The sequence below is a fragment of the Streptomyces sp. NPDC052301 genome, assembly GCF_044593395.1.
GTDB lineage: Bacteria > Actinomycetota > Actinomycetes > Streptomycetales > Streptomycetaceae > Streptomyces.
Genome location: NZ_JBIUBE010000004.1, coordinates 105,696 through 121,494 on the forward strand (window position 1 = coordinate 105,696; position 15,799 = coordinate 121,494).

General features: G+C 73.6%; 15 protein-coding genes. 6 read left to right on the top strand and 9 right to left on the bottom strand.

Annotated elements, in window-relative coordinates; genetic code table 11:
* Nucleotides 1–183: 183 nt before the first annotated feature.
* The 7 genes from ACIHEJ_RS11385 to ACIHEJ_RS11415 all read right to left on the bottom strand — a co-directional run bounded on the left by ACIHEJ_RS11385 (nt 184) and on the right by ACIHEJ_RS11415 (nt 7,534).
* Nucleotides 184–1,092 carry an ECF transporter S component gene (locus ACIHEJ_RS11385; RefSeq protein ID WP_400134233.1) on the bottom strand — a complete coding sequence of 303 codons (909 nt, stop codon included), beginning with the start codon at nt 1,090–1,092 and terminating at the stop codon, nt 184–186.
* Entirely contained in the window at nt 1,089–2,774 is a 1,686-nt protein-coding gene (locus ACIHEJ_RS11390; RefSeq protein ID WP_400134235.1) for an ABC transporter ATP-binding protein, read from the bottom strand. The genes ACIHEJ_RS11385 and ACIHEJ_RS11390 overlap by 4 nt, the downstream gene beginning before the upstream one ends.
* Nucleotides 2,771–3,886 carry a CbiQ family ECF transporter T component gene (locus tag ACIHEJ_RS11395; RefSeq protein WP_400134237.1) on the bottom strand — a complete coding sequence of 372 codons (1,116 nt, stop codon included), beginning with the start codon at nt 3,884–3,886 and terminating at the stop codon, nt 2,771–2,773. Before ACIHEJ_RS11395 ends, ACIHEJ_RS11390 begins: the two co-directional genes overlap by 4 nt.
* Nucleotides 3,873–4,538, bottom strand: a complete 666-nt coding sequence (locus ACIHEJ_RS11400) for an SCO2322 family protein (RefSeq protein ID WP_400134239.1) — start codon at nt 4,536–4,538, stop codon at nt 3,873–3,875. Before ACIHEJ_RS11400 ends, ACIHEJ_RS11395 begins: the two co-directional genes overlap by 14 nt.
* Complete coding sequence (locus tag ACIHEJ_RS11405) at nt 4,535–5,746, bottom strand: prenyltransferase/squalene oxidase repeat-containing protein (RefSeq protein WP_400135130.1); 1,212 nt, start codon at nt 5,744–5,746, stop codon at nt 4,535–4,537. The genes ACIHEJ_RS11400 and ACIHEJ_RS11405 overlap by 4 nt, the downstream gene beginning before the upstream one ends.
* A gap of 449 nt (nt 5,747–6,195) precedes the next feature.
* A complete protein-coding gene (locus tag ACIHEJ_RS11410) occupies nt 6,196–7,233 on the bottom strand; it encodes an MBL fold metallo-hydrolase (RefSeq protein ID WP_400134241.1) in 1,038 nt (345 codons plus the stop codon).
* A 94-nt stretch (nt 7,234–7,327) separates the two neighbouring features.
* Entirely contained in the window at nt 7,328–7,534 is a 207-nt protein-coding gene (locus ACIHEJ_RS11415) for a hypothetical protein (protein ID WP_400134243.1), read from the bottom strand.
* A 140-nt stretch (nt 7,535–7,674) separates the two neighbouring features.
* On the opposite strand from ACIHEJ_RS11415, the gene ACIHEJ_RS11420 reads away from it, so the two are divergent.
* Nucleotides 7,675–8,004 carry a hypothetical protein gene (locus ACIHEJ_RS11420; RefSeq protein ID WP_400134245.1) on the top strand — a complete coding sequence of 110 codons (330 nt, stop codon included), beginning with the start codon at nt 7,675–7,677 and terminating at the stop codon, nt 8,002–8,004.
* 25 nt (nt 8,005–8,029) lie between these two features.
* On the opposite strand, the gene ACIHEJ_RS11425 is transcribed toward ACIHEJ_RS11420, so the two are convergent.
* On the bottom strand, nt 8,030–9,034 hold the full coding sequence (locus tag ACIHEJ_RS11425) for a hypothetical protein (RefSeq protein ID WP_400134247.1): 1,005 nt from the start codon (nt 9,032–9,034) through the stop codon (nt 8,030–8,032).
* A gap of 229 nt (nt 9,035–9,263) precedes the next feature.
* Between ACIHEJ_RS11425 and ACIHEJ_RS11430 the strand changes: the two genes are divergently transcribed.
* Entirely contained in the window at nt 9,264–10,715 is a 1,452-nt protein-coding gene (locus ACIHEJ_RS11430) for an aldehyde dehydrogenase (protein WP_400134249.1), read from the top strand.
* Nucleotides 10,716–10,718: 3 nt separating this feature from the next.
* Nucleotides 10,719–10,952 carry a ferredoxin gene (locus ACIHEJ_RS11435; protein ID WP_400134251.1) on the top strand — a complete coding sequence of 78 codons (234 nt, stop codon included), beginning with the start codon at nt 10,719–10,721 and terminating at the stop codon, nt 10,950–10,952.
* A 461-nt stretch (nt 10,953–11,413) separates the two neighbouring features.
* Here ACIHEJ_RS11435 and ACIHEJ_RS11440 read toward each other — a convergent pair whose 3' ends face one another.
* Nucleotides 11,414–12,055 carry a TetR family transcriptional regulator gene (locus ACIHEJ_RS11440; protein ID WP_400134253.1) on the bottom strand — a complete coding sequence of 214 codons (642 nt, stop codon included), beginning with the start codon at nt 12,053–12,055 and terminating at the stop codon, nt 11,414–11,416.
* Between the two features lie 219 nt (nt 12,056–12,274).
* On the opposite strand from ACIHEJ_RS11440, the gene ACIHEJ_RS11445 reads away from it, so the two are divergent.
* The 3 genes from ACIHEJ_RS11445 to ACIHEJ_RS11455 are packed head-to-tail and all read left to right on the top strand — an operon-like array spanning nt 12,275 to nt 15,503.
* Nucleotides 12,275–13,699, top strand: a complete 1,425-nt coding sequence (locus ACIHEJ_RS11445) for a glycosyltransferase family 4 protein (RefSeq protein WP_400134255.1) — start codon at nt 12,275–12,277, stop codon at nt 13,697–13,699.
* Entirely contained in the window at nt 13,693–14,439 is a 747-nt protein-coding gene (locus ACIHEJ_RS11450; protein ID WP_400134257.1) for a class I SAM-dependent methyltransferase, read from the top strand. Before ACIHEJ_RS11445 ends, ACIHEJ_RS11450 begins: the two co-directional genes overlap by 7 nt.
* Nucleotides 14,436–15,503, top strand: a complete 1,068-nt coding sequence (locus tag ACIHEJ_RS11455; RefSeq protein WP_400134259.1) for a prenyltransferase/squalene oxidase repeat-containing protein — start codon at nt 14,436–14,438, stop codon at nt 15,501–15,503. Before ACIHEJ_RS11450 ends, ACIHEJ_RS11455 begins: the two co-directional genes overlap by 4 nt.
* Nucleotides 15,504–15,799 lie beyond the last annotated feature (296 nt).

Here is a 15,799-nt window from a genome sequence, read left to right on the forward strand (position 1 = left end):
CGCCGCGGCCCTGGGGGCTCGTGGCGCCTGGCGACGTCGTCCAGACAAGCAGGCCGGAAATCCGTCCGCAATGCCCCCTTTTACTAGTTGTGGCCGGATCGGCGGCGCACCTCGGTGGTGTGACGTGGCTCTCGAACCGCAGGTCAGCAGGGGTGCCAGAAGGCATATATCGGGCAAAGGGGACTACGGCCTCGGGTCGTAGGTGACCTGGGTCATGTGGGGTGCTTCACCGGCCCGCTCACTGCGCGAAGCCGCGTCCTCACCCAACGGTCGTCGCTCGGGACCGTCGAACGTGACCGTGGTCTCGAACGCGGCCCGCCGCGTGGCCCGGCGCAGCGCCCGCAGCACCGCCGGGCCCAGCGCCAGGGTCAGCACCACCGTGCAGACCGCCCGGCCCAGGTCCCAGCCGAGGGAGGTGGCCGTGCAGTAGGCCACGAAACGCGCCAGGTTCGCCGGGACCGAGGCATGGGAGTCGAAGGAGATGTTCGAGGCCGCGGCACCGAGGAACGGCCAGCCGGCCAGATTCATGATCGTGCCGTAGGCGAAGGCCGCCAGGAAGCCGTACCCGGCCAGCAGCGCCAGCTCCGCCCGGCCGCGCGCCCGGACCGGCCACGGCAGCAGCCCGGCGCCCATCGTGAACCAGCCCATCGCCAGCATCTGGAACGGCAGCCACGGCCCGACCCCGCCCGTGAGCAGCGCGGACGCGAACATCGTCACCGAGCCCAGCGCGAACCCGAAGCCCGGCCCCAGCACCCGGCCGCTGAGCACCATCAGGAAGAACATCGGCTCGATTCCCGCCGTCCCCGCGCCGATCGGCCGCAGCGCCGCCCCGGTCGCGGCCAGCACGCCCAGCATGGCCACCGCCTTCGGCCCGAGGTCGGACTCGGAGAGGGTCGCCGCCACCACCGCGACCAGCAGCACCAGCAGACCGGCGAACAGCCACGGCGCGTCCTGCGCGTGCGCGCTCAATCCGGAGGAGGGCGGGGCGAGGAAGGGCCAGCCGAACGCCACCACGCCGACCGCGCTGACCAGCACCAGGGCGGCGAGCGCGCGGGGACCGAGACGGACGGCGTGCAGCCGGGGGGCGCTCACGCGAGGGCCTCGCGTACTTCGGACACGGTGAGCCACCGCTGCGGGGCGAGGATCTTCGTCACCTGTGGTGCGAAGGACGGCGACGACACCACGATCTCCTCCGTCGGCCCGTCCGCGATCACCTCGCCCTCGGCCAGCAGCACCACCCGGTGCGCGATTTCGGCGGCCAGCTCCACGTCGTGCGTGGCCAGCACGATCGCGTGCCCCTCGGCGGCCAGCTCGCGCAGCACGGCCACCAGGCGCGCCTTGGCCGCGTAGTCCAGGCCCCGCGTCGGCTCGTCGAGCAGCAGCAGGGGCGGGCGGGCGGTCAGCACGACGGCCAGGGCGAGCGCCAGGCACTGGCCCTCGGAGAGATCGCGGGGGTGCGTGTCGTCCGCGATGCCGGGCAGCAGCCGGGACACCAGCGACCGGCAGGTGCCCGGCGCGGCGTCCGCGTCCCGGTCGGCCGCCGCGCACTCGGCGGCCACCGTGTCGGCGTACAGCAGATCCCGCGGCTCCTGGGGGACCAGGCCGACGCGGTGGAGCAGGGCGCGGGGCGGGGTGCGGTGCGGGACGGCTCCGCCGGCGTGCACGGTGCCGGAGGTGGGGGCTACCAGGCCGACGAGGGAGCCGAGGAGGGTGGACTTGCCGGCGCCGTTGCGGCCCATGAGGGCGATGGTCTCGCCCGGGGGCACGGTGAGGGTGATGCCGCGCAGGGCTTGGACGCCGTCGCGGCGGACGGAGAGGTTCTGGACGTCGGCGGTGCGGGTGGCCACTGCTTCCGGGGCGGGGCGGTCGCGGAAGAAGCGTCGGCGGCCGGGGTTCCCGGGTGCGGGGTGCCGGAGCTGGGCGGGGGCCGGCTCCGCTCGCCCGCGTCGGCGGGGTGCCGCTTCCAGGCGGGCACGCAGGGGGGCCGCCCTGCGGCGGGCGTCCCGGACCGTCAGGGGGAGGGGGGACCAGTCGGCCAGCCGGCCCAGGGCCACCACCGGGGGGTGGACCGGGGACACCGCCATCACCTCGGCCGGGGTGCCGACGACCGGGGGCTCGCCGGGGGCCGGCAGGAGCACGACCCGGTCGGCGTACTGGACCACGCGCTCCAGGCGGTGCTCGGCCATCAGGACCGTCGTCCCCAGGTCGTGCACCAGCCGCTGCAGTACCGCCAGCACCTCCTCCGCGGCGGCCGGGTCCAGCGCCGAGGTCGGCTCGTCCAGGACCAGCACCTGCGGGTGCGGAGTGAGCACGGAACCGATCGCGACGCGCTGCCGCTGCCCGCCGGAGAGGGTGGCGATCGGACGGTCGCGCAGCCCGGCGAGACCCAGCAGGTCGAGGGTCTCCTCGACCCGGCGCCGCATCACCTCCGGGGCCAGCCCCAACGACTCCATCCCGTAGGCGAGTTCGTCCTCCACGGTGTCCGTCACGAAGTGGGCGAGCGGATCCTGCCCCACCGTGCCGACGACATCGGCGAGTTCGCGCGGCTTGTGCGTACGGGTGTCCCGGCCGGCCACCGTGACACGTCCGCTCAGGGTGCCGCCGGTGAAGTGCGGGACCAGCCCGCTGACCGCGCCCAGCACCGTCGACTTGCCGACCCCGGACGGGCCGACGAGCAGCACCAGTTCGCCCTCGGGCACCTCGAAGCCGACGCCCCGGACGGTGGGCTCGGCCGCACCGTCGTACGTCACGCTGACGTCCTCGAAGCGGATCACGACGGCTCCTTGGGGTCCGTGGGGGCCTTGGGTACGGCGAGGGCGGGCAACAGGGCGAGCAGGACGGCCGCGGCGGGCCAGAGCGGAAGCGTGGGCGCGACGAGCGGGACGACACCCGGGTGCAGCGCCTCCGGGTCGCGGGCCGAGGCGAGCGTGAGCAGCGCGGCGACCGCGGCACCCGAGCCCGTGACCAGCCAGGCGCGCGCGTCCCAGGGGTCCGGCCGGTACCGGGTGCGCAGGGAACGCCGGCCGCCCAGCCGCAGCCCCGCGAGCGCGGCGGCCACGCCCGCGAGCAGCACCGGCAGCCCGTACGTGCCGCCCTCCGCGGTGAGCAGCCCGTACGTTCCCGCGCACACGCCCAGCAGGCCGCCGAGGGTGAGGGCGGTCGTCGTACGCCGGACGCGGGCGGGGACCTCGGCGGTACGGCCGTACCCCCGGGCCTCCATCGCGGCGGCGAGCGCGACCGACCGCTCCAACGCGCCCTCCAGAACCGGCAGCCCGACCTGGAGCAGGCCCCGCAGACCCCGGTCGGGGCGGCCGCGCAGGCGGCGGGCGGCACGGAGCCGCTGCACGTCGGCGACGAGGTGGGGCGCGAAGGTGAGGGCGACGACGACGGCGACACCCGTCTCGTACAGCGCGCCCGGGAGGGACTTCAGCAGGCGGGAGGGGGCGGCGAGGGCGTTGGCCGCGCCGACGCAGATGAGGAGCGCGGCGAGTTTCAGGCCGTCGTAGGCGGCGAAGAGGAGTGCCTCCGCGGTGACCTCGCCGCCCAGGCGGATGCCCTGGGCCCAGTGCGGGAGTGGCACTTCGGGGAGCGTGAGGAGGGTGTGGGTGCCGGGGATGGGCGAGCCGAGCGCCGTGGCGAAGAGGAGGCGGACGAGGAGGACGGCGAGGGCGAGCCTGACGAAGGCGGTGTAGGAACGGGCGGTGGGGGTGGGGGAGCGGTGCGTCGCCACGACGTAGGCGGACGCCGATATGAGCAGGGCGAGCAGGAGGGGGTTGGTGGTGCGAGTGGCCGCGGTCCCGAGGGAGAGGGCCCACAGCCACCAGGCGCCGGGGTGCACAGGGCTGCGGCGCCCAGCCTCCAGCGGGCCGCACCTAGACGGAGTCATCGCGTCGCCGTCGGGACTGCCACACCGCCGCGCCCGTCAGGAGGGCGACCACCGCGGCACCGATCGGCAGGCCGAGGGAGGGCCCGCCGTCCGGACCGTGCTTGCGCGGGGCCGAGTTCGCCGAGGCCGCGGAGTTCTCCTCCTTCCCCGTCGACACCTGCTCCCCGCACCCCTTCTCCGGATACCCGGCGATCGCGCACAGCAGGGCGTTGGTGTCGTAGCGAAGAGGCTTCGCCACCGCCGCCAGCGCCTGCGCGCTCGTCGCGTCGGAGGCGACCCGCGCGCAGGCCGTGCGGCGGCCGGGCGGGGTCTCACCGGACGGTGCGTCGCCCGGGGTGCCGAAGTCGAGCACCAGCGCCACCCGCTTCCTGCCCGGCTCGGCGGGCGTGCCCGCGCAGATCGTGCCGAAGTCCGCCGTGCCGCGGGGCCGGTTCGCGTCCGCCGAGTCCGCGCTCACCGCGAACCGGAAGCCCTCCACGGCCCCGTCGTCCGGCCGTGCCGTCGACGGGCCCTGGGTGGCGTAGGTCCAGTGGCCGCCGGACCGCTCCCAGAAGGACCAGTACCGGTAGCCGGTGGCATGCGCCCGGGCCGCGCCGGCCAGCAGGACGAGCGCGGCGAGCAGCAGGGGCGCGGCACGGCGGACGGCGGTCACGGCTGCCGCTTCTTCCGGCCGCTGAACAGGAAGCCGACGCCGATGCCCGCGACGAGGCCGATGCCGACGATCCACCAGACACCGGTGTTCTTGCCGTCGTCGGACGACTTCGCCTTCTGCGCGGCCGCCTGCTCCATGTGCGGGGCCGGGCCGAGGGAGTTGAGGGAGCTGACCAGGCTGGTGCCGTGGAAGTCGCCCGGCTGGGCGCCGACCGCGTGCGCGGCGAGGATCAGCTGGGCGTAGGCGGCCGGGCCGCTCTGCGTGGCCCACTGCGTGGCGTTCTTCTCCAGCCAGGCGTACGACGCCTTCGCCTGCTCGGTCCGGCCGTTCGCGGCGAGGGCGACGACCGTGTCCGCGGTGTTGCCGAAGTCGGGCTGGTCCTTGGCGCCGGGCAGCGTGGAGTCCAGGTGGCCGGTGTGCGCGACGGCCCGCACGAGGTTCGCGCCCGCGTTGTCCGCGACCTGGGCCGCGGTGAGGTGGTCGCCGGCGGCGCACTTGCCGCCCGCGGGCGCCTTGCCGGCCTCCGCGACGAACCCCTTGCCGAGCGCGCCGAGCACCCCGGCGGCCGTCGCGTCCGCGTTGGAGTACAGCTTGCCCTTCTTGTCCGGCTGGAAGGCGAGGCCGCCGCCGTCGGGGTGGTCGCAGGGGACGGACATGGCCGAGAGCAGGTCGTAGGGGGACTTGCCCGCCTTGCGGACATCCGCCGGGTCCGCGCCGGTGGCGCTGAGCGCGCCGATGACGACGGACGTGGAGTTGGTGTCGCTGGCGCCGCCGGGGTAGTAGCCCCAGCCGCCGTCCTTGTTCTGCACGGACTTCAGCCAGGCGACCGCCTTCTCGACGGCGGCGCCGTGCCCGCCGACCGCGTGCAGCGCCTGGACGGCGGCGGCCGTGTTGTTGGTGTCCACCGCCACCTTGCTGTCACAGGCCTGGGCGGGGGTGGCGCGGAAGGCGGCGAAGGCGCCGCTCGCGCACTGCTGGCCGGTGAGCCAGTCCACGGCCTCGGCGGCCGGGCGGTAGCCGAGGGTCCGCTGGGCGACCAGGGCCAGCGACTGCCGCCACACCCCGTCGTAGGTCGGGTCGCTCTTGCCGTACAACCCGGACGGGATCGCGACCTTCGGAGAAGGGGACGGGCCGGCGGCCGTGGCGGGTGCGGCGGCGGCCAGCACGCCTATGGCGGCGAGAGCCGCGGCACTGCGGCGGACGTTCATGGTCGGCGACTGCCTCTCCTGCGGGGAGCCGGGCAGCGCACGGGTCACCCCGGGCGGCTCGGCTCCGTAGACCTCGACGGTGCGGTGCGCGGCGGGCCGCCGACGCACATGAGCCGGTCAACGTCCCGCCCGGGGGCGTTCCGGCTCACCGCCCTTCGGCGGCTCACGGGTGGGGGTGCCCCCGGGCTCGAGCGCAGCCGAGAGCTTGGGGGAGGGTCAGCGCCGGAATTGCACCGGCTTCCCCCCGTACGGGTGTGATGACGACTCCGCCACTTTACCGGCAGCCCTCAGCGGCCTGAGGGGTGGCTGTGGGCACACTGCGGTCGTGACCAGGGTCACGGCCATGACGACAGGACCTAGGTGTACTCGGCCGAGAGGTCGGTGACTCGCGTCGGTAGTTGTTCCATGGGGTCTGTCGAGCAGGGCCGCTCCCTGGGGGTGCGACCGGATCACACCGCGATGTACGCCGCCGGTTCGCTCCCCGGTACCGGTTCCGCGCGGCCCTGCTTCACCAGGCGGCGGACGTGGGACTCGGCCTCCGAGACCGCGATGTTCCGCGAGCCGTACGGGATGTCGGCCCAGGGGCGGTTCCACTCCATGCGCTCGGCGAGCTGCCAGGGGGTGAGCGGCTCGGCGAGCAGGGCGAGCAGGCCGGCCAGGCGCTCCTCGTGATGGTCGAGCAACTCCCTTACCCGGCCGGACGCGTCGGCGAAGGCGTGCTGGTGCGCGGGGAGGACCTCGGCGGGGCCGAGCCGGCCGATCCGCTCCAGGGAGTCGAGGTAGTCGCCGAGGGGGTCGGTCACGGTCGCGTCGTCGGGGTCCTCGTACAGGCCGATGTGCGGGGTGATCCGCGGCAGCAGGTGGTCGCCGCTGAACAGGCGCCCCCGGCCGGGGAGCCGGCCCGGGTGCTCCTCCTCCAGGTGCAGGCAGACATGGCCGGGCGTGTGACCCGGGGTCCAGATCGCGCGCAGCCGGCGGCCGGGCAGGTCGAGGAGTTCACCAGGGACGATCTCCCGGTCGGGGAGGGCGGGGGAGAGGCCGGGCAGGGTGCGGCCGGTGCGCGGGGCGCGCAAGGGGGCCACGTGCTCCTCGGGCGCCCCGGCCGCCGTCAGCTTGGCGGCCATGTACGCGAACCACCGCTCGGGCCGGGTCTCGCGCGCCCGGCGCACGATCGCCGCGTCGGCTTCGTGCAGCGCCACCCAGGCGCCGGAGGCCTCGCGGACCCGGGCGGACAGCCCGTGGTGGTCCGGGTGGTGGTGGGTGACGACGACGCCGTACACCTCCCCCACCGCGGTACCGCACTCCGCCAGGCCCGCCGCCAGTGCCTCCCAGGAGACGGGGTCGTCCCAGCCGGTGTCGACCAGCACCGGACCCCGGTCGGTGTCCACGACGTACACCAGCGTGTGTCCGAGGGGGTTGTCCGGGATGGGTACCCGCACGGACCGCACGCCCCCGCCGTGATCGAACGTCCCCGGCGTCTTCGTCATGACTCCTCCGCCCCACGGCCGCACGGCCGTTGCCCACTATAAGCCGAACTGACTCCGCGTCAGATAGTGCGAGGAGGGCCCGGTCCCGGCCGCCTCAGTCGAACAGTGCCCACAAGTGGGACAGCCGCGCGATCAGCACGACGACGATGAACACGGTCATCACCGCGCCCGATGCCGCATGCCGCCACGAGCAGAACAGGCGCGGTACGGGCCGCGTGCTCTCCGGCAGCGGCCCGTCGCACTTCAGGCACGTACGGCCCCTGGTTCTTCGAGCGCTCCGCGCCCCGGTCTCCCCACCCATGGGGGCGACTTTAAGCCGTCGGTCGTCGGCGGGCCGCGGGGCCCCTGCCACCTCCGTCCGCGAGTGGGGCGTCGGGTTGCATCACTCTTTCAGCCCCTTAGGGTGGAATTACGGTATACAGGCGTACTTGGGGAGAGCTCATGCAGCGAAGGACTTTCAAGAGGGCCGCTGCCCTCAGCTCCACCCTGGTGGCGGCCGGTGTCGCCCTCATGCCGTTGAGCGCCCAGCCGGCGCTCGCGTCTCCTGCGACGACGCACGTGAGTTCCACGACGGTCGCCCCGGCGCAGAACCACTACCGCCAGGGCTTCCGGCAGGGCTTCCGTGACGGCTTCTCCGACGCGCGCTCCGACTGCCACCGTGGCGGTTACGGATCCGGCTACGCGCGCGGCCACGACTCCTCGTGGGCGCGCGGTTACGTCGACGGCTACAAGCAGGGCTACAGCACGGCCTACCACCGGTACTGCCGCTGACCCACGCGCCGGCCCTCGCCGGCTCTCAGCGGCGCCAGTCCGCCTGGAGGTCGTGGGAGTCGGTCTTGGTGAGCTGTTTCAGGCCGGTGCCGTCGGCCCGTACCAGGTAGAGGTGCTCGGGGTCGGCGTCGTCCGCACCGCCCCTGGTGAAGACCAGGCGGCCGCCGTCCGGGGACCACGAGGGGTTCTTGTCGTTGAGGCGGGCCGCGGTGATGCGGTGCGTTCCGGTGCCGTCGGGGCGGACGACGTAGAGGTGGGCGAAGCCCGAGGAGTCCACGCGGCTGAAGGCGATCCGGTCGGTGTGCGACCAGTCGGGCGTCCAGTCGTGGGAGCCGGATCCGGTGACCGCCGTCTGGGCCAGGGTCGACAGCCGGATCCGCATCAACCGGCTGTGCCCGCCCGGGTCCACGCGGTTGAACGCCAGGTTCCTGCCGTCCGGTGACCACGTCGGGTGGAGGTCGTCCACCGCGTTGTGGGTGAGCCGGGTGGCGGGGGTGCCGTCGACGTCGGCCACGTAGATCTCGCGCTGGGTGCCGACCGGCTTGGCGAAGGCGATGCGCTTGCCGTCCGGCGACCACGCCGGGTCTGAGGCACCCTTGGTGCCGGGGACGGCCTTCAGGCCGCCGCCCGTGGACTTCATCGTCCAGATGCCGTCGACGGCGCCACCGGACCCGTAGCGCACGAAGGCCACCCGCTTGCCGTCCGGGGACCAGCTGGGCATCACGTCGCTGACGGCGGGGGTGTGGGTAAGGGCGACGGGCGTGCCCCCGGCGGGGGAGACGGCGTAGAGGTCCTCGACGGGCGCCGCCGCGGTGTAGCGGGCGAAGACGATCGAATGGTCCGCGGCCGCACCGGCGTCCCCCGCGGCGCCGAGGGTAAGGGGCGCCGCCATGGCGAGCGCGGCGGCGGTCAGCACCGCCGGGCCGCGCCGCGTCGTGCCGTGCGTGCCGGCCCTGACGGTCGTTCTCCGGGCCGTCCCGGCGGTTCTGCCGCTGCCCGTGCGGTGTCGTCGGTGCGTCAAGGTGTCCACCCCGTTCCCTCCCCGCGGCCCGTTGCGGGCCGCTCCGGCCGGTAAATGTCCCACCTGCCGGCGTGCCGGGGAAGTGACGGCCCCGGCCGGTACGAGCCCTGTGACACGTTCCCTACACCCCTGTCACACGCGGTCCGCCCACGGGGTTCCGGCCATTGCCCCCGATAACTGGAACTGATATCAGTTCTGAAACAGCGTCAGAAACCGTAGCGGCGGGAGGCGGGCGGTCATGACCCAGCTCGTGGAACACGGACAGCTGTTCATCGGCGGGGAGTTGACCGACCCCCTCGGCACGGACGTCATCGAGGTGATCTCGCCGCACACCGAGGAGGTCGTCGGCCGGGTGCCGCACGCCTCGCGGGAGGACGTCGACCGGGCCGTGGCCGTGGCGCGCCGCGCCTTCGACGAAGGGCCCTGGCCGCGCGCCTCGCTGGAGGAGCGGATCGAGGTCGTCACCCGCATCAAGGACGGCATCGCCGCCCGGCACGAGGAGATCGCCCGGGTGATCTCCTCCGAGAACGGCTCCCCGTACTCCTGGAGCGTCCTCGCCCAGGCGCTCGGCGCGATGATGGTGTGGGACGCGGCGATCAGGGTCGCCCGGGACTTCACCCACGAGGAGCGCCGGGACGGGGTGCTCGGTCCGCTGCTCGTCCGGCGGGAACCGGTCGGGGTGGTCGCGGCCGTCGTCCCGTGGAACGTCCCGCAGTTCGTCGCCGCCGCCAAGCTCGCGCCCGCGCTGCTGGCCGGCTGCACGGTCGTACTGAAGCCGTCCCCGGAGTCTCCGCTGGACGCGTACCTGCTGGGCGAGATCGCGCGGGACGCCGGGCTTCCCGAGGGCGTGCTGTCGATCCTGCCCGCCGACCGGGAGGTCAGCGAGTACCTGGTCGGCCACCCCGGCATCGACAAGATCTCCTTCACCGGCTCGGTGGCGGCCGGCCGGCGCGTGATGGAAGTGGCCGCCCGCAACCTCACCCGCGTGACGCTGGAGCTGGGCGGCAAGTCGGCGGCGCTCGTCCTGCCGGACGCCGACCTGCAGACGGCCGTGGCGGGCATCGTCCCGGCGGCCTGGATGAACAACGGGCAGGCGTGCGTGGCCCAGACCCGCATCCTCGTCCCGCGCGCCCGCTACGACGAGTTCGCCGACGCCTTCGCGCGGGCCGCGAGCGCGCTGAAGGTCGGCGACCCGCTGGACCCGGCCACCCAGGTCGGCCCGCTGGTCGCCGAGCGGCAGCAGCGCCGCAACCTCGACTACATCCGGATCGGCCAGGAGGAGGGCGCCAAGATCCTCACCGGCGGCGGCCGTCCGGCGGGCCTGGAACGGGGCTGGTACGTCGAACCGACCCTCTTCGGCGACGTCGACAACTCCATGCGGATCGCCCGCGAGGAGATCTTCGGCCCGGTGATCTGCCTGCTGCCGTACGGTGACGAGACCGAGGCCGTCAAGATCGCGAACGACTCCGACTACGGCCTGTCCGGCAGCGTGTGGACCGCCGACGTCGAGCACGGCATCGAGATCGCCCGTCAGGTGCGCACCGGCACCTACTCGGTCAACACCTTCAGCCTGGACATGCTGGGCCCGTTCGGCGGCTACAAGAACTCCGGGCTGGGGCGGGAGTTCGGTCCCGAGGGGTACGGCGCCTACCTCGAGCACAAGATGATCCACCTGCCGGCGGGGGCGTAGACCATGGGCGACCGCTGGCACGTCGAGGTCGACCGGTCCGTGTGCATCGGCTCGGCCCAGTGCCTCCACCACGCCCCGGACGGCTTCCGCCTCGACTCCGCCCGCCAGTCCCACCCGGTCGAGCCGGACACCGACGCGAGCGAGCACGTCCTGACGGCGGCCGAGAGCTGCCCGGTCGAGGCGATCGTGATCACGCTGCCGGACAGCGGGGAGGCGGTGTTCCCGCCCGAGGAGTAGGGGAGCCGGAGCCCGCGCCGAAGACCCGTGGCGGAGCCGCCCGTCACGGCCGCGGCCGAAAGCCCGGCGTCCGGCCGACGTCGACCGAGAGGGTGAGCATCGTTTCGCGGCCGGTGCCGGGGATGCGGAAGCCGTTCCGGTGAGCGGTCTGGACGCAATCCGGCGGGAGTTCGATCCGGTACCGCTCGACGTAGGGGGCCAGGTCCTCGCGCCAGACGAAGTGACCGTCGGTGAGAAGCGACGATCCACCCGGGACGCGGAAAGCGCCGCCGACGACATCGACGGTCAGCTCCGTCGCGTCCGGGACGGGGTGACCCGATCCACAGGTAGGCGACCACCTCGCCGACCGGGTGGGTGCCCGCGCCCGCCCCGGGGCGCGGTGCGGCGCCGCCCGGGACGCCGGATACCCGGGGTCCGTGGCCTGGTGGAAACCGATGAGCCTCATGTCGGACGGCCGGGCGTCAGTGTCCGGCGCCCGGCTCCGTCAGGTCGATCAGGCGGCAGACCGTCTCGATGTCTATCTTCACCTGGGCGATGGAGGCGCGGCCCGACAACCAGGTGATGAGGGCCGAGTGCCAGGTGTGCTCGATCACCCGCACGGCGGAGAGCTGCTCGGGGGTGGGGTCGTCCAGGCCCATCGCGTCCAGGATGATCAGTGTCGTCTGACGCGAGACCTGGTCGACCTCCGGCGAGACACTGCGGTCGGCGAACGTCAGCGCGCGGACCATCGCGTCGGCCAGGTGCGGCTCGCGCTGCAGCGCCCGGAAGGCCCGCATCAGGGTCTCCGCGACCCGTTCGGCGGCCCGGTCACCCGCCGGAGGTTTCTTCCGCAGGGTGCCGTGCATGTGCTCCAGCTGGTCCTGCATGGTCGCGACCAGCAGATGCACCTTGGAGGGGAAGTAGCGGTAGAGGGTGCCGAGGGCGACCTGGGAGGACTCGGCGACCTCGCGCATCTGCACGGCGTCGAAACCGCCCCGGCTGGCCAGCTGGGCGCACGCGTGCAGGATCCTGCGGCGGCGGGCCTCCTGCCGCTCGGTGAGCGGAGACGCCGGGGACGGCGTGGGCCGGACCGTGGTGGCTTCGACCTTCGATTCCGCAGGCATGGGTCCCGTTCCGTGACAGTCGGTGAGGGCGTCTGTAGGGCACGTGATCAGACAGCATGGCAGGGGCGCGCGCCGTGGCGCGAATCACCTGATCCACCGCTCACAGCGCTCCTACCTGCCGGTAGATTCAGAGCCTCCTGAACGATCAAGTCTGAAACTTGTTCTAGATTAGCGTCCCGCGTAGTCTCGCGGGACAGTGCAGGCAGAAGGGGGCACGGAGTGACCGCTGAGGCCCGGGAAGCGGGTGCCCAGGAGGACCCCGCATCCGACGGCGAGCGACCGCTCGACATCGCGCTCCTCACCTACAAAGGGAACCCGTTCTGCGGCGGCCAGGGCGTCTACGTACGGCACCTCTCGCGTGAGCTGGCCCGTCTCGGCCACCGGGTCGAGGTCATCGGCTCGCAGCCGTACCCCGTCCTCGACGAGGGCGTCGACCACGCCGGCCGGCTGCAGCTGACCGAGCTGCCCAGCCTCGACCTCTACCGCCAGCCCGACCCGTTCCGTACCCCGGGACGGGACGAGTACCGGGACTGGATCGACGCCCTCGAAGTGGCGACGATGTGGACCGGCGGTTTCCCCGAGCCGCTCACCTTCTCCCTCCGCGCCCGCCGCCACCTGCGCGCCCGGACCGGCGAGTTCGACGTCGTCCACGACAACCAGACCCTCGGCTACGGGCTGTTGGGGGACATCGGCGCCCCGCTGGTGACCACCATCCACCACCCCATCACCGTCGACCGGCAACTGGAGCTGGACGCGGCCGTGGGCTGGCAGCGCCGCTACTCGGTGCGCCGCTGGTACGCCTTCACCCGGATGCAGAAGCGCGTCGCCCGCCGCCTGCCCTCGGTCCTCACCGTCTCGGGCAGCTCCCGGCAGGAGATCGTGGACCACCTCGGCGTCCGCGGCGACCGCGTCCACGTCGTCCACATCGGCGCCGACACCGATCTGTTCGCGCCGAATCCGGCCGTGCCCGAGGTGCCCGGCCGGATCGTCACCACCTCCAGCGCCGACGTGCCCCTCAAGGGCCTGGTCTTCCTCGTGGAGGCGCTCGCCAAGGTGCGCACCGAGCACCCGGCCGCCCATCTGGTCGTCGTCGGCAAGCGGCCCACGGAGGGCCCGGTCGCCGCGGCGATCGAGCGCTACGGCCTCGAAGGCGCCGTCGAGTTCGTCAAGGGCATCTCCGACGCCGAGCTGGTCGACCTGATCCGCTCGGCCGAGGTCGCCTGCGTGCCCTCGCTGTACGAGGGCTTCTCGCTGCCCGCCGCCGAGGCCATGGCCACCGGCACCCCGCTGGTCGCCACGACCGGCGGCGCGATCCCCGAGGTCGCCGGCCGCGACGGCGAGACCTGTCTGGCCGTACCGCCCGGGGACGCGGGCGCGCTGGCCGCGGGGCTCAGTCGGCTGCTCGGTGACCGCGAGCTGCGGGTGCGGCTCGGCCGCGCGGGCCGTGAGCGGGTGCTGCGGAACTTCACGTGGGCCCGCGCCGCCGAGGGGACCGTCGCCCGGTACCGCGAGGCCATCGCCCGCTCCGCGGGCCCCCGCCGCCCCGCGGCGACCGACAGCCGCTCCGCGGCCCAGACCCCCGGCCGCTCCCCGGCCCCGGTAAGTGTTGCAGGCGTCTCCTCCGAAAGCAGGGCCACGTGCTGACCGTCGACTTCTCCCGGTTCCCGCTCGCCCCCGGCGACCGTGTCCTGGACCTCGGCTGCGGGGCCGGCCGGCACGCCTTCGAGTGTTACCGGCGCGGCGCCCAGGTCGTGGCCCTGGACCAGAACGCCGAGGAGATCCGCGAGGTCGCCAAGTGGTTCGCGGCGATGAAGGAGGCCGGGGAGGCACCGGAGGGGGCCACCGCGACCGCCATGGAGGGCGACGCGCTGGCCCTGCCCTTCCCCGACGAGTCCTTCGACGTCGTCATCATCTCCGAGGTGATGGAGCACATCCCGGACGACAAGGGGGTGCTGGCGGAGATGGTGCGGGTGCTGAAGCCCGGCGGCCGTATCGCCGTCACCGTGCCCCGCTACGGCCCGGAGAAGGTCTGCTGGGCGCTGTCCGACGCCTACCACGAGGTCGAGGGCGGACACATCCGCATCTACAAGGCCGACGAGCTGGTCGGGAAGATCCGCGAGGCCGGCCTGAAGCCGTACGGCAGCCACCACGCGCACGCGCTGCACTCGCCGTACTGGTGGCTGAAGTGCGCGTTCGGCGTCGACAACGACAAGGCGCTGCCGGTGCGGGCGTACCACAAGCTGCTGGTCTGGGACATCATGAAGAAGCCGCTCGCGACGCGGGTCGCCGAACAGGCGCTGAACCCGCTCATCGGCAAGAGCTTCGTGGTCTACGCGACCAAGCCGCACCTGCCGCGGCTCGCCGAAGAGGCGGCCGCCAAGTGACCACTCCCCGGACAGAACACCTCGTCCTGCCCGGGGTCCTCACCGCCGAGCAGGCTGCCGCGACCGTCCGCGGCATCCTCGCCGTGCAGCGGGAGGACGGCGCGATCCCGTGGTTCCGCGGGCACCACCTGGACCCGTGGGACCACACCGAGGCCGCGATGGCCCTGGACGCGGCCGGCGAACACGAGGCGGCGGAGCGGGCCTACGACTGGCTGGCCCGGCACCAGAACGAGGACGGTTCCTGGTACGCGGCCTATGCGGACGGTGCCCACGACGACGTCACCGACCGGGCCCGTGAGTCGAACTTCGTCGCGTACATAGCCGTGGGCGTGTGGCACCACTACCTCTCCACCGGTGACGACACGTTCCTGGACCGCATGTGGCCCAGCGTGTACGCGGCCGTGGAGTGGGTGCTGGGGCTGCAGCAGCCCGGCGGCCAGATCGGCTGGCGCCGCGAGGACGACGGCACGCCCACCGCGGACGCCCTGCTCACCGGCAGCTCCTCCATCCACCACGCGCTGCGCTGCGCGCTGGCCATCGCCGAGCAGCGGGAAGAGCCGCAGCCGGACTGGGAGCTGGCGGTCGGCGCGCTGCGGCACGCGATCCGCCGTCACCCGGACCGCTTCCTCGACAAGGACCGCTACTCGATGGACTGGTACTACCCGGTCCTCGGCGGGGCGCTGACGGGGGCGGAGGCCAAGGCCCGCATCGAGGAGTCCTGGGACCGCTTCGTCGTGCCCGGCCTCGGTGTGCGCTGTGTGGTGCCCAACCCCTGGGTGACCGGCGGGGAGTCCAGCGAACTCGCGCTCGCGCTGTGGGCGTCGGGCGAGTCGGACCGGGCCCTCACGATCCTGCAGTCCATCCAGCACCTGCGCGATCCGGAGAGCGGCCTGTACTGGACGGGCTACGTCTTCGAGGACGCCGCGATCTGGCCCCGCGAACTCACCACCTGGACGGCGGGTTCCCTGCTGCTGGCGGTCGCCGCACTGGGCGGCCACGAGGCCACCTGCACGGTCTTCGGCACGACCGACCTGCCGACGGGCCTGGACCCCGACTGCTGCTAGGGCTCCGCCGAGGTGCGGGAACCGGTCGTCCTCCGCTGCCGGTCCGCTGTGGCCGGCCGCGCAGTTCCCCGCGCCCCTCCGGGGAGCCGCAGCGCCCTGGCAAGGCGCTGTGTGTGCCGGGGGTGGGAGGGCTCAGTGCCGGTGCATGCGGTTGGCGATGGCGTGGCCCACGAACAGGTAGACCACGGCGGCCAGGCCGTTGCCGGCCACCACGCGGGCCCAGGCCTCGTCGAACGTGCTGTGTTTTCTGGGGGGTGCCCCCAGGCCCCCGGGTCGTGGGACCTGTGTGTGCCGGG